Genomic DNA, 18,240 nt, shown 5'->3' on the forward strand with positions numbered 1-18,240 from the left:
GGCTGGGGGTGGTTCTCCAGCGGCGGCGCGGGCGGTACCGGCGGGGTTGGTGGTGCCGGAATAACCGGTGTGGCCGGCTTGGCCGGTGTTGACGGCGGTAACGGCGGTGTCGGTGGTGCCGGTGGTGTCGGCGGTGCCGGCGGTGATGGCGGCTGGCTGTTCGGCACCGCCGGGGCCGGCGGGACCGGCGGTGCGGGCGGTGTAGGTGGTGCCGGCGGTTCCGGTGGTGCGGGCGGGATGGCCGAGCTGGCCGGCGGAGCCGGTCAGGACGGCGGCGACGGCGGGGACGGCGGTCTTGGCGGAGGCGGTGGCGCCGGCGGGACGGGCGGACAGGGCCTGTGGGTCACCGGCGCCCATGGTGACGGCGGCAAAGGTGGCACCGGGGGTGCCGCCGGTGTCGGCGGGAACGGCGGCGACGGTGCAGCCGGAGACATCCTGACGCCCGGGGGCGGCGACGGCGGCAACGGCGGGAACGCCGGAGTGGCCGCGGCCGGGGGCGCCGGGGGCGCGGCCGGCGGCGTCGGCGCGGACGCGGGCGCATCCGGCGCATCCGGGGCCGCAGTGAGCACGGTGTCGGGCAACGGCGGCCGGGGCGGGGCCGGTTACAGCTACACCGGAAGCGCGACCGGCAATGCCGGTGGTGCCGGTGGTGCCGGCGGTCATGGCGGCGACGGCGGCTCGGCCGGTAACGGCGGCAACGGTGGGGCCGGCGGCCGCGGGGACAGCGGCACCCGGGCCGACGGGTTCGACGGGACCGCGGCCAGCCCGCACGGAACCGACGGCGGCGTCGGCGGCACCGGTGGTTCCGGCGGTGCCGGCGGCAATGGCGGTGACGGGGGCATGCTGGCCGCCAACACCGCCGGCAACGGTGGCGCCGGCGGGACCGGTGGTTCCGGCGGTACCGCCGACGGGGGTAGGGGCTACAACCCCGCGAACGGATCGGTAGCCGGGGTTGACGGCGGTAACGGTGGCGACGGCGGCACCGGTGGTTCCGGTGGGACCGGGGGCGCCGGCGGCAATGCGGGCACCGCTCAGGGCGGCACGGTGGTGGGCGCCAACGGCAACGGCGGTCAGGGCGGCGCCGGCGCTGCCGCTGGGCGCGGCGGCAACGGCGGTAGCGGTAGCGCCGGAAATGCCGCCACCCCCGACGGCGGGGATGGCGGCAACGGCGGGGACCCGGGCACATTCGGTGTCGGCGGTGCCGGCGGCACGGCCGGTACCACGGTCGGCGGTGGCGGCCTCGACGGCACCGCTGGTGGCAATGGCGCCCCGGTGACCGTCCTATCCGGCAACGGTGGCAATGGTGGCGCCGGCTACAGCTACCCCGTCGGTGGGACGGCGACCGGCAACGCCGGCGGGCACGGTGGCAACGGCGGGAACGGCGGGTTGCTCGGCAACGGCGGCAACGGTGGTGTCGGCGGCCGCGGGGACAGCGGCACCCTCGCCACGGGTGCCGATGGCACCGCGGCCAGCCCGAACGGAACCGCCGGCGGCGCCGGGGGCGTCGGCGGCGCCGGCGGTACCGGAGGTAACGGCGGTAACGGAGGCGCCGCCGCCGGCACCTCTGCCGGCAACGGCGGACGCGGCGGCGACGGCGGGAGCGGCGGGAACTCGCAGGGCGGTCACGGCTACGACGCCAGCTCCGGAACCGTGGCCGGCGCCGACGGCGGCAATGGCGGTGCCGGCGGCACCGGTGGTCATGGCGGCGCCGGCGGCGACGGCGGCAATGCCGGCACCGCTCAGGGCGGCACGGTGGTGGGCGCCAACGGCAACGGCGGCTCGGGCGGTCGCGGCGGCTCCAATTTCGGCGGTAACGGCGGCAACGGGGCGGACGGAGGCGCGGTCAGCCGCGACGGCGGCGACGGCGGCGACGGCGGCAACGCCAGCACCGCCCTCGTTTCGGGCGGCGCCGGCGGCAACGCCGGCAGCACCGGCGGCGGCGGCGGGACCAACGGGCAAAACGGCTTCTTCGGCACCGATAACGGCGGAACCGGCGGCGATGGCGGCAACGGCTACAGCGACCCCAGCCCCGGTGGCATCGGCGGAAACGGCGGCAACGGTGGCAGCGGCGCCAGCAACGGCGGCAACGTCTTCGTCCGCTACGGCGGTGCCGGTGGCGACGGTGGTGGCGGCGGCATCACCGGTGGCAACGGCGGGGACGGTGGCGGCGGCGGCGTCGGACGCGGCGGTGACGGCGGCAACGGTGGGACCGGCGGGGTCACCGGCGGCAACGGCGGCGACGGCGGCCTCACCGGCGGCGCCGGAGGAAATGGCGGCGACGGCGGCGTCACGGGCGGCACCGGAGGCCAGGGCGCTCGAGGTGACTTCAGTGCCTTCACCGTGCAGCTGGGCGACGGCGGCCACGGTGGTGCCGGCGGCGCCGGCGGCGGCAATGCCGGGGGCGCCGGCGGTCAGGGCGGCGCCGGCGGAGTCGACTTGACGGACCCCGATGAGGGCTGGGGCCCCGGCGGTGGCGGCGGCGGTGGCGGAGGCGGCAGCGCCCTGGGCGGTGTCGGTGGCGACGGCGGCAACGGTGGCAGCGGCGGCAACCAGCTGGGTTCCTCCTGCAGCGGCTGCATCGGCATGTTCGGGTTCGGCGGGGACGGGGGCACCGGCGGTACCGCCAGTGTCGGGAACGGCGGCGCGGGCGGCACCGGCGGCAACGGCGGCGACGACGTGTGGAGCCCGTCGTCACCTGCGCCCGGCCACGGTGGCCGCGGCGGCGACGGCGGTCCCGGCGGAACCGCGCCCTCCCCGGCCGGCGACGGTGGCGACGGCGGTGACGGCGGGGACGGCGGGGACGGCGGCGACCGTGGAATCGGCGGTAACGGCACACCCGGCACCGCGGGAACACCCGGCCAGGACGCGCCCTGAGCCGGGCTCAGGCCGGCTTGGGGTGGGAGATCAGCGGGCGAACATCAAGGCCCGCTTGACCTCCTGGATCGCCTTGGTGATCTCGATGCCGCGCGGGCAGGCGTCGGTGCAGTTGAACGTGGTGCGACAGCGCCACACCCCGTCGACCTCGTTGAGGATGTCCAACCGCTCCGCGGCGCCCTCGTCGCGTGAGTCGAAGATGAACCGGTGGGCGTTGACGATCGCCGCCGGCCCGAAATACGACCCCTCACTCCAGTACACCGGGCAGCTGGTGGTGCAGATGCCGCACAGGATGCACTTGGTGGTGTCGTCGTAGCGGTGCCGGTCGTGCTGGCTCTGGATCCATTCCCGGGTGGGCGGATTGCCGGTGGTGATCAAGTACGGCTTGATCGCCTTGTAGGCGTCCATGAACGGTTCCATGTTGACCACGAGGTCTTTTTCCACCGGCAGCCCACGCATCGGCTCGATGGTCAGCGTCAGCTCCTTGCCCGGCTTCTTGGGCAGGATGTCGCGCATCAGCAGCTTGCACGCCAGCTTGTTGTTGCCGTTGACCCGCACGCCGTCCGAGCCGCACACGCCGTGCGCGCAGGACCGGCGGAAGGTCAGCGTGCCGTCCAGGTAGCTCTTGACGTAGATCAGCAGGTTCAGCAACCGGTCGGTGGGCAGTGCCGGAACCCGGAAGCTCTGCCAGCCGTCGGTGGCGGCGTACTGGTCGGGGTTCTCCGGGTTGAACCGGGCGATCTTGAGCGTGACCATCTGCGCGCCCTCGGGGACCGGGGGCAGGGGCGGGTCACCGGCCGGCGGGCCGTCGACCAGCGCCACCGGCGTGGTGCTCGCCGGACCCGACGAGCAGCATCCTGAATCTGATGAGCAACAGCCCTCGGACATCAGTACTTCCGTTCCTTCGGTTCGTAGCGGGTCTGCACCACCGGCTTGTAGTCCAACCGGATGTCTGCGATCAGGTCCGGACCTTGCTTGTAGGCCATGGTGTGGCGCATGTAGTTGACGTCGTCGCGGTTGGGGTAATCCTCGCGGGCATGCCCACCGCGGGACTCCTGCCGGTTGAGCGCACCGACCACGGTGACCTCGGCCAGCTCCAGCAGGAAGCCCAGCTCGATCGCCTCCAGCAGATCGGAGTTGAAGCGCTTGCCCTTGTCGTGCACGGTAATTCGGGCGTAGCGCTCCTTGAGCGCGTGGATGTCGCTCAGCGCCTGCTTGAGGGTCTTCTCGGTGCGGAACACCGCGGCGTTGTTGTCCATCGACTGCTGCAGCGCACCGCGGATGTCGGCGACGCGCTCGTTGCCGTGCTCGGACAGGATGTCGGCGACCCAGTTGACCACCATGTCGGCCGGGTTCTCCGGCATCTCGGTGAACTCGTGGGAGTTGGCGTACTCCGCCGCGGCGATACCGGCGCGGCGGCCGAACACGTTGATGTCCAGCAGCGAGTTGGTGCCCAGCCGGTTGGCGCCGTGCACCGACACGCAGGCGCACTCGCCGGCGGCGTAGAGGCCCGGCACGGTGGCGGTGTTGTCGCGCAGCACCTGTCCGGTCACCGTGGTCGGGATTCCGCCCATCACGTAGTGGCAGGTCGGGTAGACCGGCACCAGCTCGGTGACCGGGTCCACACCCAGGTAGGTGCGGGCGAACTCGGTGATGTCGGGCAGCTTCTCCTCGAGCACGTCGGCACCGAGGTGGCGCACGTCGATGTAGACGTAGTCCTTGTTGGGCCCGGCGCCACGGCCTTCGAGCACCTCGAGCACCATCGAGCGAGCCACGATGTCGCGGGGGGCCAGGTCGACGATCGTCGGGGCGTAACGCTCCATGAACCGCTCACCGTCGGCATTGAGCAGCCGGCCGCCCTCACCGCGCACCGCCTCCGAGATGAGAATGCCCAGCCCGGCCAGGCCCGTCGGGTGGAACTGGTGAAATTCCATGTCCTCCAACGGCAGACCCTTGCGGAAGACGACGCCCATGCCGTCACCGGTCAGGGTGTGCGCGTTCGAGGTCGTCTTGTACATCCGGCCCGACCCGCCGGTCGCCAGCACGATCGCCTTGGCGTGGAAGACATGGATTTCGCCGGTGGCCAGCTCATAGGCCACCACGCCGGTCGCCACCGGGCCCGACGGGGTCTCGGTGAGCACCAGGTCCAACACGTAGAACTCGTTGAAGAACTCCACGCCGTGCTTGACGCAGTTCTGGTACAGCGTCTGCAGGATCATGTGGCCGGTGCGGTCGGCGGCGTAACACGCACGGCGCACCGGGGCCTTGCCGTGGTCGCGGGTGTGCCCGCCGAACCGGCGCTGGTCGATGCGGCCCTCGGGGGTGCGGGAGAACGGCATGCCCATGTTCTCCAGGTCCAGCACCGCGTCGATGGCCTCCTTGGCCATGATCTCCACCGCGTCCTGGTCGGCCAGGTAGTCGCCGCCCTTGACGGTGTCGAAGGCGTGCCACTCCCAGTTGTCGTCCTCGACGTTGGCCAGCGCGGCGCACATACCGCCCTGCGCGGCGCCGGTGTGGCTGCGTGTGGGGTACAGCTTGGTCAGCACTGCCGTGCGAGCGCGGGGCGCGGCTTCCACCGCCGCGCGCATCCCGGCACCGCCGGCGCCGACGATCACCACGTCGTATCGATGTTCCTGAATCACCGCGATATCACCCGTTCGTAGGAGACTGCCGTCAAGAAATGTTCGGGTCGAAGCTCAGCAGCACGTAGCTGCCCAGCGCCAGCGTGAAGATCACCGAGAACGCCAGCAGGGTCATCAGCCAGAACCGGCTGCGGGCGCTGCGGGTGTAGTCGCCGATGATCGTGCGCAGGCCGTTGGCGCCGTGCAGTTCGGCCAGCCACAGCAGGGTCAGGTCCCAGATCTGCCAGTACGGCGAGTGCCAGCGCTCCGCCACGTAGTTGAAATCGATCCGGTACACCCCGTCCTGCCACATCAGCATGATGAAGAGGTGTCCGAGCACCAGGAAGATCAACACGGCGCCGGAGAACCGCATGAACAGCCAGGTGTACTTCTCGAAGTTCGGCATCCCGGAGCGCCGCTGCGGCGAACGCGGGTCGCCGAGGCTGGCCGGGCGGTCGCGGTCCGGGCCGCGGACCGGGGCCAGCGCGCCGCGGCCCAGTTGCAGGTCAGGTGTGCTCATAAGAATCGCTCCGCCATGTGCATGCCGATCCGGACCACCACCGGGACCATCACCACCAGCCAGGTGGCGCAGACCGCCACCAGCATCTGGCGCTGCCAGCGGCAGCCCTGCCACCAGAAGTCGATCAGGATCAGCCGGACCCCGTTGAGGCCGTGGAAGAGCACCGCGGCCACCAGCCCCAGCTCCATCAGGCCGACGATCGGGGTCTTGTAGGTCGCGATCACCTCGGTGTAGGCCTGCGGGCTGACCCGCACCAACGCCGTGTCGATCACGTGGACGAACAGGAAGAAGAAGATGGTCGCACCGGTGATCCGGTGCAGGGCGAACGCCCACATTCCGGGGTCGCCCTTATACAGACTCTGCCGCCGGGGACGCCGGCCAGGAGCCTGCGTCCCGGGCAGCGCAGTCGTATCGGCGGATGTCGCCGTCATCAGCGCCTCCAAATATCGGTAGCCACCCCGCTCGGTTGCGCGTGCGGCAGCTACGCAACGCCATCGCGGTCAATAAACCTCGGCTTGGACTCTAAACCCATTCACAGGGTGGAAACGACCACGCCGAAGTTACTGATGGGTAGGAACCGTCGAAGTTAGGGTGACATTCGACAAACGACTGCGGATGGACGGGATTGCGCGGTGAACTCGAAAAGATGTGGACGCAGGTCAGATGTCTGACGTAATCGACTGGAATCTGTTGCGGCGCAATGCAATTTCGGTAGCTACGAATGCCTACGCGCCGTATTCGGGACTGCGGGTCGGGGCGGCGGGGCTGACCGTGGACGGACGGCTGTTCACCGGCTGCAATGTGGAAAATGTCTCATATGGCCTGAGCCTGTGCGCCGAGTGCGCGGTGGTCGCCGGGCTCTACGCCGCGGGGGGCGGACGGCTGGTGGCGCTGTCGTGCACCAACGCCTCCGGCAACCTGCTGATGCCCTGCGGCCGGTGCCGTCAGGTGCTGTTCGAACACGGCGGGCCCGAGCTGCTCATCGACCACCCGGCCGGTGCGCGGCGGCTGTCTGACCTGCTGCCGGACGCCTTCGGACCCGACGCATGGGCGTGACACCTGTTTTCGATGCCCCGACACTGATCGCCACCAAGCGCGACGGCCACCGCCTGACCGACGACGCGATCGACTGGCTGATCGACTCCTACACCCGCGGACAGATCGCCCAGGAGCAGATGTCGGCACTGTTGATGGCGATATTCCTGCGCGGTATGGACGCCCGCGAGACCGCGCGCTGGACCGCGGCGATGATCGCCTCGGGGGAGCGGCTGGACTTCGCCGACCTGCGGCGCAACGGGCGGCGGCTGCCCACGGTCGACAAGCACTCCACCGGCGGGGTGGGGGACAAGATCACCCTGCCGCTGGTGGCGGTGGTCGCGGCCTGCGGTGCCGCGGTGCCGCAGGCCTCCGGGCGCGGCCTGGGCCACACCGGCGGCACCCTGGACAAACTGGAGTCGATCGCGGGTTTCGACCCCACGCTGTCGACGTCGCGGCTGCGTGCGCAGCTCGTCGAGGTGGGTGCCGCGATCTTCGCCGCCGGCGCCTTGGCGCCCGCCGACGCCAAGCTCTACGCGCTGCGCGACATCACCGCCACCGTCGAGTCGCTGCCGTTGATCGCCAGCTCGGTGATGAGCAAGAAGCTGGCCGAAGGGGCCGCGGCGCTGGTGCTGGACGTCAAGGTCGGCTCGGGCGCCTTCATGAAAACCGCCGACCAGGCCCGCGAGCTGGCCGGGCTGATGGTCGAGTTGGGCGCGGCACACGGGGTACCCACCCGTGCGCTGCTCACCGACATGAACGGCCCGCTCGGCGCCACCGCCGGTAACGCCCTCGAGGTCGCCGAGGCGCTGGAGGTGCTGGCAGGTGGCGGCCCCGACGACGTGGTGGCGCTGACGGTGACACTGGCCACCGAGATGCTCGCTTTGGCCGGGCTGGACGACGTCGATCCGGCCGCAACCCTGTCCGACGGCACCGCGATGGACGCATTCGCCGCGATGGTCGCCGCCCAGGGCGGGGATCTGCGCGTTCCGCTGCCGGTGGCGGCATGTTCGGAGACCATCACCGCATCCCGGGGCGGCACAATGGGGGAAATCGACGCGATGGCGGTGGGTATGGCGGCATGGCGATTGGGGGCGGGACGCTCCCGCCCGGGTGAGCGGGTGCAGGCCGGGGCCGGCGTGCGGATGCACCGCCGCCCCGGTGACCCCGTCAGCGCCGGCGAGCCACTGTTCACGCTGTACACCGACACACCCGAACGGTTCGGGCCGGCACGCGCCGAGCTCGACGGCGGCTACCGCGTCTGCGATGTCACCGAGACCCCGGCGGCCCCGCGGCCCCTGATCATCGGAGCGGCCCCATGACCACACCGCTGAGCCTGGAGATGATCCGCCAGGCGCCCAAGGCGCTGCTGCACGACCACCTCGACGGGGGACTGCGCCCGGCCACTGTCGTCGACATCGCCGGGCAGGTCGGCTACGACGGGTTGCCCACCATCGATCCCGACGAGCTGGCGACCTGGTTTCGCACCCGCTCGCACAGCGGTTCGCTGGAGCGTTACCTGGAGCCGTTCAGCCATACCGTGGCGGTGATGCAGACCCCCGACGCGCTGCACCGGGTGGCCGCCGAATGCGTGGAGGATCTGGCCGCTGACAACGTCGTCTACGCCGAGGTGCGGTTCGCGCCCGAACTGCACATCGAGGGCGGGTTGTCGTTCGACGAGGTGACCGAGGCGGTGCTGGCCGGTTTCGCCGACGGGGAGCGCCGGGCCGCGGCCGCCGGCCGGGAGATCACGGTGCGCTGTCTGGTCACCGCGATGCGGCACGCCGCGCTGTCCCGGGAGATCGCCGAGCTGGCCATCCGGTTCCGCGACGAGGGCGTGGTCGGGTTCGACATCGCCGGTGCAGAGGCCGGTCACCCGCCGAGCCGGCATCTGGACGCGTTCGAGTACATGCGAGACCACAACGCCCGCTTCACCATTCATGCCGGCGAGGCGTTCGGGCTGCCGTCTATCCACGAGGCGATCGCGTTCTGCGGTGCCGACCGGCTCGGGCACGGGGTGCGGATCACCGACGACATCACCGTCGATGACGGGGAAGTGCGGCTCGGCAGGCTGGCGGCGATCTTGCGGGACAAGCGGATCCCGCTGGAGTTGTGCCCGAGCTCCAACGTGCAGACCGGCGCGGTTGCCAGCATCGCCGAGCACCCGTTCGACCTCTTGGCACGCGCCCGCTTGCGGGTGACGGTGAATACCGACAACCGGTTGATGAGCGACACCACCATGAGTAAGGAGATGCTGGTGCTGGCCGATACGTTCGGCTACGGCTGGACCGATCTGCAGCGATTCACGGTGAATGCGATGAAGTCGGCGTTCATCCCGTTCGATCAGCGCGTGGAGATCATCGAGGAAGTGATCAAGCCGCGATTCGCGGTTCTGGTCGGTTGATTACGTCGGGCGATTACCCGGCGCCACTTCCGGTGAAAACGACGAAAGCCGGACAATCGCGATTGCGATTGCCCGGCTTTCGAAGCGAGATCAGTGCTCGGTGACAGTGGCCTCCGGGTCGCCCTCTTTCCAGGTGACGATGCCGTGCTCGAAGGTGGTCTGCTTGGAGCCGTCGGCGTTGGTGGTCTCGTCGCTGGTCGGGTAGCCGAGCTTGCCCTGGGAGCCGCCCAGCTCGTTCCACTTGTCGCGGATCTTGCCCCACACCACGTAGGACCGGGTGGTGTGAACGATCACGCCGCCGTCGAACTGCTGGTAGATGCCGCCGTCGGGGTTCTTCTGCTCGGCCCCGGTGGGCTCGCCCAGGTCCTGCTTGGCGGCCGCGTCCAGCGAGTCCAGCTTGGCCAGGATCGGGCCGGAGACGGTGTACTCCTTGCCGTCCGCACCGGTCATCTCGGTGGAGCTGGCGGCCTCGCTCTCCTCGGAGGGGGTGCTCATCGCCGACGAGATCACCGAGCTGGCCGAGGAGGCAACCGAACTCGCCGAACTCAAAGCTTCACTGGTCTTCTCTTTGGTGTTGCTGCAACCTGTGCCGATCAATGCGATCCCCAAAACTGCGGCGGATACAGCTGCGGCTCGTTGCGTTGCCTTGCGCATGTGTAGTCCTTTCGAATTTGGAAGGGCCACGCAGACCACACGGCCCGGCCATAGGTTATCGGGCCAGATGTTATCGGGGATAGGACCACTCGGCAATGAAATCGGGCAAATGAATACGGCAATTGTTGATGAATTTCCGCGATACCGGCGCCCGGTATACCCGCACGGTCCCGGGCCCTGCGTGGTGCCCGCGGGGCAGCCGGGAACAGTGTGAAAAAGCCTGATCCGCGCGTTACTCGCGACGCAGCCGAGACTGCACGAACTGCTCGAGTTGTTCCCATTCCTTGACCGCCGGAGCGAACGGGCGCTGCGGCTCGGCCACCGATTCGGGGTCGAGAACATAGCTGACCAGCCGGCCCAGGGCGCGGTCGGGTTTGAGGGTCTCGCTGACGACACCGTCCTCGGCGTAGCTGCCCACATCCTGCAGGAACTCGACGGCCAACTCGAGTTGCTCGCGGTCCACCGCGTCGGGCCCGTCGGTGAGGTCGTCGACCATGCCGGAGAGCACGTAGACGTTGTCGTCGGTGATGTCGATCGCCAGCGACCCGTCGGTGGCGGCGGTGCGGATGTCGTCGTAGGTGCTCAGGTCCGACAGGTCGTGGTCGTGTTCGTCGGCCAGATAGCGGGCCAGCGCCCGCTCGGAGCCGAACACGCTGATCCGGCCGTTGCGGCCGAGGAAAACCGGCTCGTCGCCGAGGTAGCAGCGCAACGTAAAGAACGTTCCGTTGTCGGTGATGATGCGGATCGGGTCGATGCCCACCTTGGTCCAGAAGTTCGCGTCGCCGCCGAGCACGATCCGCTCACCGGTGGCCTGCTCGCCGATCGCCGCGTCGGCCTCATCCGTGTCGGTGCTGGCGGCGGTGTCTTCGGTGTCTTCTGAGGCGGTCTTCTCCAGTTCGGCCGGCGGGTCCTCGGCCAGCTCGGCGGCCGCCTTCGACGACACGGCGGCGTCGATGTCGGGCGTGCTGATGACCTCTTCGACCGCGGCCAAGACGTTGCCCCAGCTGCGGCCGATGATCTCGGCGATCGCGTTCCACCGCTTGCGGCCGGCCCGGCCGGTGAAGTTCTCGACGCCACCGGCCAGGATGCCCAGGCTGGGGTTGCCGTTGAAGAACTTCGTCACCGCGGTCAGGTCGCACACCGACCCGATCGAGGAGACGATCTCCATCGCGTCGGCCACCGTCCGCACCGACTTCTTGGTCGGCTTTTCGGCCAGCAGTTCCTCGACCGCGATCAGGTCGTAGTGGCGGCCGCCGGCTGGGTTGAGCCTGTGCGCAGTGACTTCGACATCCTCGACCAGCTGCTGCCAGGAGGGGTGATCCACCAGGTCGTTATCGGTGTTGGTCCGCACGAACGCCACCAGGTCGGCCACGCTGGCGAAGGCGTACAGGTCGTCGTCCTTGCCTAGGAACGCCTCCCACTCGTCACCGGCGTCGCGCCAGCGCGGCGCCCACAGGGTGTAGCGGTCACCGGCGGTCACCGCGAGACGGATCGGTACGAGGTCAGCTGCCATGGCGCACAGACTAGCGAGGCGTCCACCGGCCCCCGGAACCGGGATTCGTGCCGGGTTTAGCGCCGGGATTATCGGCCGGATTAATGCCGGTATTAGTGGCGCTGTCTCGGCCCGCAAATAATGAACCTGAATTTCTTGTGTTAGCAATGGCGCCGCACTCATCTTTTGGTTAGGTTCACATCGCCGGGGGTGCGCGATACGCCGCATAATCCCCCGGGGGTCGGGGAGGTCGTGATGACGACAACGCGGTTACGTCCGCTGGGGGCGATGGTTGTGACGGTGCTGTGCGCCGTCGTGCTGGGTATGACGTCACTGGTCTCGCCGCTGGTCGGCTACGGACTGGGTCAGCTCACCGATCAGCTCAGTGCTCGGCTGCGGCTGCTGGCAGACGAAGGCTGGATCATGAGCGGGACCGGGGTTCCGGATCCGACCGTCGGCTCCTACATCAGCCAGATCCTCGCCAACTACCTGCAGCCCTCGGCACCGCTGTTCGACGGCCAGCCCACCTTCCCCGGGTACACCTTCCAGGGTCTGACCACCCCCGAGCAGTTCTGCCCGTTCGTCTGCATCCCGGGTCAGCCACCGCTGAACTTCGGCGACTCACTGAACGACGGGGTCGCCGCGCTGCACCAGTCGATCCTTCCGCAGCTGCTGGGCGACGACAACGTCACCGTGTTCGGCTACTCCCAGAGCGCCGTCATCAGCACCATCGAGATGAACGACCTGATCGCCAACGCGGGGGCGGCGGGCTATCCCACCCTGGATCAGCTGGGCAATCTGCACTTCGTGCTGATCGGCGACCCCAACAACGTGGTCAGCGGCATCCTGGACCGCTTCCAGTTCCCCGACGACCAGCACGTGCCGTTCGTGAACATCCCGGTGAGCCTGGCGCCCACACCCACCGAGAGCATCTCGACCGACATCTACACCGGTGAATACGACGGTTGGGCCAACTTCCCGCGGGATCCGACCAACCTCCTGGCCGTGATCAACGCCTTGATCGGCATCCAAACCGTGCACCCGTACTACCCGCTCTACAGCGCCGAGCAGATGGCCAGCGCCATCAACATCGGCAGCATCGGCGACGCCAATTTCTACATGATCCCGCAGAACCTGCCGATCCTTCAGTTCATGTTCAACGGCGGCACCGCCGGGCAGTTCTTCGGCGACTTCTTCTCGCCCTGGGCGCGGTTGGCCATCAACTGGGGCTACGGCAACGCCGGAGACCCGGACGTCAACGGGCTCTACCAGATCCCGACCGGCGAGTTCATCAACGGCAGCGCCTATCAGCAGGCCTTCGGGGTGGCCGGCGGGCCGTGGGCGATGACGCCGACCGGCGAGCTCTACGACGGCTCCGGCGAGATGGGCCTGTTCCTGAAGATGGACCCGCTGCAGATGCTGGCCGGCACCCAGAACGCGCTGATTCAAAGCCTCATCGGCCCGTGGGCCGATGTCGCGGCCGCCGCCAACGGCGGTGTCCTGTCGGCGTCGGACATCACCACCATCACCGGCATCACCGACTTTTTGCAGGTCATCACCGGCTACGACCTGGTCAACTCGATCGACAAGTTCCTGCTCGACGGTTGGAGCAACCTGGCCGATTCGCTGGACCTGGGTGACGTGCTGGGCCCCGATGCCGTCCTGAGCGGGGTGGGCATCCCCGGCGACGGCCTGTTGGCTCTGGTCGGGTTGGGCTTCGACGTCTTCAACTTCTTCGGCGCGTAGGACGCGTCGTTCGGCGCGCAGGGCGCGTGGCGGGCCCGGATTCGGGCTCCGGAATCGGTAAACAGTTGCGCGACATCGGGATCGTCGCCGAGTACGATCATCCGAATCGGTAGACATACCGTCCACTCTCGTGGATTTGACAACGCCCGCTTTCTTAATAGGGTGAACCCTGAAATTCACCTAATAGACCAATGTGAACACCCGGGAGGTCTGCGATGCCGGCTAAGCGACTGGGGGCGGTGGCAGCGACCCTGCTGGCCGCGTTCTGCGCCATCGTGGTGGCCTTGTCCTCGCTGCTGGCACCGGCGCTGGCCTACCGGTTGGAAAAGCTGGTCGCCGACATCGTGCTGCTGGCCGGCGAGGGCTGGATCATGACCGGCACCGGCCAGTCCGACCCCAGCGTCGGCAACTACATGGACCTGGTGCGGGACTTCTATCTGCAACCCGCAACACCGTGGTTCCCCGGGCAGACCGCGTTCCCGGACTACGTGTTCAACGGCTTGGTCACTCCCGAGCAGTTCTGCCCGATCGTCTGCCAGCCGTTGCCGGTCCCGCAGCTGGACTTCGCGGGATCGCTGGCTCAGGGCGCCGCCAACCTCGACGCCGCGATCCGCCCGCAACTGGAGGCCGGCGACGACGTCACGGTGTTCGGCTACTCGCAGAGCGCCGTGGTCTCCACCCTGGCGATGCAGAAGCTGCTCGCCGACGTGCCGGGGGGCTCCTACGACCCGGACAATCTGCACTTCGTGCTGATCGGTGACCCCAACAGCCCGATCGGCGGCATCCTGAGCCGGCTGCACTTCGCCGACGGCCTCGACGGGAACATGCAGCACATCCCGTTCCTCGGCATCCCGCTGGGCATCGGCTCCGGGCCGACCGACTTCTCGGCCAGCGTCTACAGCACCGAATACGACGGGTGGTCCAACTTCCCGCAGGACCCCACCAACCTGGTGGCGGTGCTCAACGCCCTGATGGGAATTCTGGCGGTGCACGGCGCTTACTTCAACGACAACCTCGGCAACGCGATCGACCTCGGCTCGATCGGGGGCAACGACTTCTACATGCTGCCCACCGCCGAGTTGCCGATCCTGGGGCCGCTCTACGGACTCGGAGACATCGGAAGGCTCGTCGGTGACGCGCTGGCGCCCCTGCTGAAGGTCGCGATCGACTGGTCCTACGGCAACCCGGGCGCCCCGGACGCCGGAATCACCGTCGACGGTGTCGACCCGATCGGTGCGGCCGGCGCCTGGGCGGTCACCGCCACCGGCCACCTGTCGGAGGACACCGGCGTCGCCGGGTTCCTGCTGCGGATGGACCCGCTGCAGATGCTGGCCGGCATGCAGTACGCCGGCGTGCAGAGCCTGACCAACACCGTCAACCACCTGCTGGACTTCGCCGGGCAGGCTCCGCTGGCGCAGTCGATCGTCGACTCACTGCTGGGCGGCTACAACTTCACGATCGAGCTGGACCAGGCGCTGCTGACCGGTTGGCACGACCTGGCCACCCAGTGGAACCTGCTCGACGTGCTGGGGCCCGACGCCATCTTCAACGGGGCTCCGCTCATCTCGGCCCAGCCGCTGCTCGACCTGGTCGGGATCGGCTTCAGCCTCCTCAACTACCTCGACGCCTGATCCGCCGGTGTTCCACGTCGAAGCGCTGCTCTCGATGGCCCGCGGGCAGGGGCGGGTGGACGCAGAGATCCGCACCGTCGCAGGCGCATGACCCGTAGGGTGTGAGCCCGTGGATATCCGCGTCATCGACCACCCGCTGGCCGCGGTCCGATTGAGCACCCTGCGCGACGAGCGCACCGACAGTGCCGGGTTCCGGGCCGCGCTGCGCGATCTGACCCTGATGCTGGTCTACGAGGCCACCCGCGACGCCGCCTGCGACCCGCAGCGGGTGCGCACCCCGCGCGGAGAGGCGGCCGGGGCGCGACTGGCCTGCCCGCCGCTGCTGGTGCCGGTGCTACGGGCCGGGCTGGGCATGGTCGATGCCGCCCAGACGCTGCTGCCCGAGGCCGCGGTGGGCTTCGTCGGCGTGGTGCGCGACGAGCAGAGCTTCACCCCGGTGCCTTACCTCGCCGCGCTGCCCGCTGACCTGAGTGCACGGCCGGTGCTGGTGCTCGACCCGATGCTGGCCACCGGCGGATCGATGACGCACGCGGTGGCGGTGCTGCGGGAGCACGGGGCCACCGATATCACCGTGCTGTGTGTGGTGGCCGCACCCGAAGGGCTTGCGGCCCTGGGGAACGCAGACCCGAGGGTGCGGCTGCTGACTGCGGCCGTCGACGACGGCCTGGACGGCAACGCCTATATCGTTCCCGGGCTCGGCGATGCCGGTGACCGGCAGTTCGGGCCGCGCTGAGTTTCCACACATCCCTGTCGGGCGGGTGGGCGCTACCAGCGACGGACCTCGTCGGCCACGGCCGCGCACAGCCGCGACGCCTCCGCGCGGTCGCCGGCCGCATCGTCCGACGGCTCCCGGGTCACCTCCAGGTAACACTTGAGTTTGGGTTCGGTGCCGGAAGGGCGCACCACCACCCGCACCGAGGTGCCCTGACGCCGCCCGAAGAACTCCAATGCGTCGGTGGGCGGTCCGGAGCGGCGCAGCAGATCGGTTGCGGTCACCGGGAATCCGGCGAGCGCACCCGGCGGATCGGCGCGCAGCCGGGCCATCACCCCGGACGCCTCGGCCACGTCGGCGACCCGGCGCGACACCGCGTCGGTGACGTGAACACCGTGCCGGAGCGCCAACTCATCGAGTGTCCCGGCCACCGAGGCGCCCCGATCGCGCAGTGCCGACACCAGGTCGCAGGCCAGCACCGCGGCGCTGATTCCGTCCTTGTCGCGCACCGCATCCGGGTCGACGCAGTAGCCGATCGCCTCTTCGTAGGCATAGACCAAGGCGGCGCCGGGAAGGCCGACGTCGGCGCGAGCGAGCCATTTGAACCCGGTGAGGGTCTCGACATGGCGAGCCCCGTAGCGCTGCGCGATGCTCGCCAGCATCCGCGACGACACCACGCTACTGGCCACCACCGCGCTCGAAGCGCGGTTTCCCCGCAACCGGGACAGTAGGTAATCGCCGAGCAGCCAACCGGTTTCGTTTCCGGTCAGCATCCGCCAACCCTCCGGTCCACCGATGCCCACCGCGCACCGATCGGCATCGGGATCCAGCGCGATCGCGATGTCGGCCTTGACGTCGGCGGCCAGCTCCAGCAGCGCGTCGGCGGCCCCCGGCTCCTCCGGATTGGGGAAGGCCACCGTGGGGAAGTCCGGATCCGGATCGAATTGGCTTGCCACCGTGTGAATGTCGCTGAATCCGGCGGCGCGCAGCACCTCGACCGCCAGCGCACCGCCCACCCCGTGCAGCGGCGTCAGCGCCACCCGGACCCGCCCACGGTGGCGTCGTACCGCGGCCGCCCGCCCGATGTAGCGCTGCAGCAACTCACCATCTGCCGGCGGGACCGGACGCCGGGCGATCGTGTCAGCCGGGGGAGCGGCGGCCATCGCGGCCTCGATCTCGGCGTCGATCGGGGCGACGATCTGTATGCCGCCGTCGAAATACACCTTGTAACCGTTGTCGGTGGCCGGGTTGTGCGAGGCGGTGATCTGGATACCGGCCGCCGCCCCGGTCTGACGTGTCGCGAAAGCCACCACCGGCGTCGGCAGCGGATCGGGAAACCGCAGCACCGAAAACCCCGCGGCGGCCAGCACTTCCGCGGTCGCGGCGGCGAATTCCGCCGAGCCGTGCCGCGCGTCCCGGCCGACCACCACCGTGGCGCCGGCGCGCCGGTGTGCGGTCAGGACTTGGGCCACCGCCCAACTGGCGCGCAACACCACGGCCAGGTTCATCGCATCCGGCCCGCCCCGGACCGGTCCGCGCAGTCCGGCGGTGCCGAACCGCAGCGGCGCGGCGAATCGGGCGGCCCGTTCGTCGTCGTCCCAGCCGGCCACCTCCGCGGCGGTCGCCGGGTCGGGGTCGTGGGCGATCCAGTCCTCGGGGGTCACAGGGTCGATTCTGACAAGCGAAGGCTTCTCAGGTGTCGATGAACCGGCAGGCCCGGCCGCCTGCGACTCAAAGCCGGGCTACGACCTCGGCGAGCAGCTCGCCCATCCGGCCCGCCGACTCCCGGCCCGCGGCCAGCACCTCGGCGTGGCTGAGCGGCTCACCGGTGAGCCCGGCCGCCAGGTTGGTCACCAGCGACAGGCCCAGCACCTGCGCCCCGGCCGCCCGGGCGGCGATCGCCTCGTGCACGGTCGACATCCCCACCAGGTCGGCGCCGAGCGTGCGCAGCATCCGGATCTCGGCGGGCGTCTCGTACTGCGGACCCGACATCCCGGCATACACGCCCTCGGCCAGGGTCGGGTCCACCTGGCGGGCCAGTGCGCGCAGCGCCGGGGTGTAGGCGTCGACCATGTCGACGAAGTGCGCGCCCTCCAGCGGCGAGCGTCCCGTCATGTTCAGGTGGTCGCTGATCAGCACCGGCTGGCCGACCTCGAAGTTCTCCCGCAGCCCGCCGGCCGCGTTGGTCAGCACCACGGTGTTCGCGCCGGCCGCCACCGCGGTGCGCACCGGGCGCACGACGTCGACGAGCGGATGGCCCTCGTAGGCGTGGATCCGCCCGACCAGCACCAGGGCCCGGTGCGTGCCGATCGGTATCGAGAGCAGTTCGCCGAGGTGGCCCGCCGCGGTCGGCGCGCTGAACCCGGGCAGATCGGCCATCGGTAGCGCCGCGGTGGGCGCGCCCAGGGCCGAAACCGCCGGCGCCCACCCGGAACCGAGCACGATCGCCACGTCGTGTGTGTCGACGCCGGTGCGCCTGGCCACGACCGCGGCCGCCTGGGTCGCGAGCGGTACCGTCACAGCCCCTGAGTTTAGTCGGGCCCCGCGGTGG

At 69.8% G+C, this 18,240-nt stretch carries 16 protein-coding genes; 8 read left to right on the forward strand and 8 right to left on the reverse strand.

What is annotated here, in order from left to right; genetic code table 11:
* Positions 1-2,874 (forward strand): hypothetical protein (locus BST28_RS25010; protein WP_420093416.1); only part of this gene is annotated, 2,874 nt, incomplete at its 5' end.
* 30 nt (positions 2,875-2,904) lie between these two features.
* Here BST28_RS25010 and BST28_RS01475 read toward each other — a convergent pair.
* From BST28_RS01475 to sdhC, 4 genes are all read right to left on the reverse strand, one after another.
* On the reverse strand, positions 2,905-3,696 hold the full coding sequence (locus BST28_RS01475) for a succinate dehydrogenase iron-sulfur subunit (protein ID WP_065289186.1): 792 nt from the start codon (positions 3,694-3,696) through the stop codon (positions 2,905-2,907).
* A 65-nt stretch (positions 3,697-3,761) separates the two neighbouring features.
* Positions 3,762-5,516 (reverse strand): succinate dehydrogenase flavoprotein subunit, encoded by a 1,755-nt coding sequence (gene sdhA, locus BST28_RS01480; protein WP_065289187.1) that lies wholly within the window; start codon positions 5,514-5,516, stop codon positions 3,762-3,764.
* A 31-nt stretch (positions 5,517-5,547) separates the two neighbouring features.
* The gene (locus tag BST28_RS01485) at positions 5,548-6,015 is read right to left on the reverse strand and encodes a succinate dehydrogenase hydrophobic membrane anchor subunit (RefSeq protein WP_019735244.1); all 468 of its coding nucleotides are present in this window, start codon (positions 6,013-6,015) and stop codon (positions 5,548-5,550) included.
* The gene (gene sdhC, locus BST28_RS01490) at positions 6,012-6,446 is read right to left on the reverse strand and encodes a succinate dehydrogenase, cytochrome b556 subunit (protein ID WP_083079764.1); all 435 of its coding nucleotides are present in this window, start codon (positions 6,444-6,446) and stop codon (positions 6,012-6,014) included. The genes BST28_RS01485 and sdhC overlap by 4 nt, the downstream gene beginning before the upstream one ends.
* 232 nt (positions 6,447-6,678) lie before the next feature.
* On the opposite strand from sdhC, the gene BST28_RS01495 reads away from it, so the two are divergent.
* Genes BST28_RS01495 through BST28_RS01505 form a run of 3 tightly spaced genes read left to right on the forward strand, consistent with a single transcriptional unit; the run spans position 6,679 to position 9,454 of the window.
* Positions 6,679-7,071 (forward strand): cytidine deaminase, encoded by a 393-nt coding sequence (locus BST28_RS01495; RefSeq protein WP_065289188.1) that lies wholly within the window; start codon positions 6,679-6,681, stop codon positions 7,069-7,071.
* Entirely contained in the window at positions 7,068-8,372 is a 1,305-nt protein-coding gene (locus tag BST28_RS01500) for a thymidine phosphorylase (protein WP_083079765.1), read from the forward strand. Before BST28_RS01495 ends, BST28_RS01500 begins: the two co-directional genes overlap by 4 nt.
* The gene (locus BST28_RS01505) at positions 8,369-9,454 is read left to right on the forward strand and encodes an adenosine deaminase (protein ID WP_083079586.1); all 1,086 of its coding nucleotides are present in this window, start codon (positions 8,369-8,371) and stop codon (positions 9,452-9,454) included. The genes BST28_RS01500 and BST28_RS01505 overlap by 4 nt, the downstream gene beginning before the upstream one ends.
* A gap of 90 nt (positions 9,455-9,544) precedes the next feature.
* Here BST28_RS01505 and BST28_RS24340 read toward each other — a convergent pair whose 3' ends face one another.
* Positions 9,545-9,949 (reverse strand): LGFP repeat-containing protein, encoded by a 405-nt coding sequence (locus tag BST28_RS24340; RefSeq protein WP_234808164.1) that lies wholly within the window; start codon positions 9,947-9,949, stop codon positions 9,545-9,547.
* Between BST28_RS24340 and BST28_RS24525 the strand changes: the two genes are divergently transcribed.
* Positions 9,942-10,322 carry a hypothetical protein gene (locus BST28_RS24525; RefSeq protein ID WP_133054276.1) on the forward strand — a complete coding sequence of 127 codons (381 nt, stop codon included), beginning with the start codon at positions 9,942-9,944 and terminating at the stop codon, positions 10,320-10,322. The genes BST28_RS24340 and BST28_RS24525 overlap by 8 nt on opposite strands.
* Before the next feature lie 18 nt (positions 10,323-10,340).
* Here the strand turns inward: BST28_RS24525 and satS are convergent, their stop codons facing one another.
* Positions 10,341-11,621 (reverse strand): protein export chaperone SatS, encoded by a 1,281-nt coding sequence (gene satS / locus BST28_RS01515; protein WP_083079588.1) that lies wholly within the window; start codon positions 11,619-11,621, stop codon positions 10,341-10,343.
* 234 nt (positions 11,622-11,855) lie between these two features.
* On the opposite strand from satS, the gene BST28_RS01520 reads away from it, so the two are divergent.
* The 3 genes from BST28_RS01520 (at position 11,856) to upp (ending at position 15,710) form a co-directional block, all read left to right on the forward strand.
* Positions 11,856-13,346: a PE-PPE domain-containing protein gene (locus BST28_RS01520; protein WP_083079590.1), complete on the forward strand. Its 1,491-nt coding sequence runs from the start codon at positions 11,856-11,858 to the stop codon at positions 13,344-13,346.
* Between the two features lie 215 nt (positions 13,347-13,561).
* Positions 13,562-14,977, forward strand: a complete 1,416-nt coding sequence (locus BST28_RS01525; RefSeq protein WP_234808165.1) for a PE-PPE domain-containing protein — start codon at positions 13,562-13,564, stop codon at positions 14,975-14,977.
* 109 nt (positions 14,978-15,086) lie between these two features.
* A complete protein-coding gene (upp, locus tag BST28_RS01530) occupies positions 15,087-15,710 on the forward strand; it encodes a uracil phosphoribosyltransferase (RefSeq protein ID WP_019735235.1) in 624 nt (207 codons plus the stop codon).
* Between the two features lie 32 nt (positions 15,711-15,742).
* Here the strand turns inward: upp and BST28_RS01535 are convergent, their stop codons facing one another.
* Together BST28_RS01535 and BST28_RS01540 are read right to left on the reverse strand one after the other, a co-directional pair.
* Complete coding sequence (locus BST28_RS01535) at positions 15,743-17,353, reverse strand: phospho-sugar mutase (RefSeq protein ID WP_019735234.1); 1,611 nt, start codon at positions 17,351-17,353, stop codon at positions 15,743-15,745.
* A gap of 67 nt (positions 17,354-17,420) precedes the next feature.
* On the reverse strand, positions 17,421-18,209 hold the full coding sequence (locus BST28_RS01540) for a purine-nucleoside phosphorylase (RefSeq protein ID WP_019735233.1): 789 nt from the start codon (positions 18,207-18,209) through the stop codon (positions 17,421-17,423).
* Between the last annotated feature and the right edge of the window lie 31 nt (positions 18,210-18,240).

It is taken from the genome of Mycolicibacter kumamotonensis (genome assembly GCF_002086285.1).
Lineage (GTDB): Bacteria > Actinomycetota > Actinomycetes > Mycobacteriales > Mycobacteriaceae > Mycobacterium > Mycobacterium kumamotonense.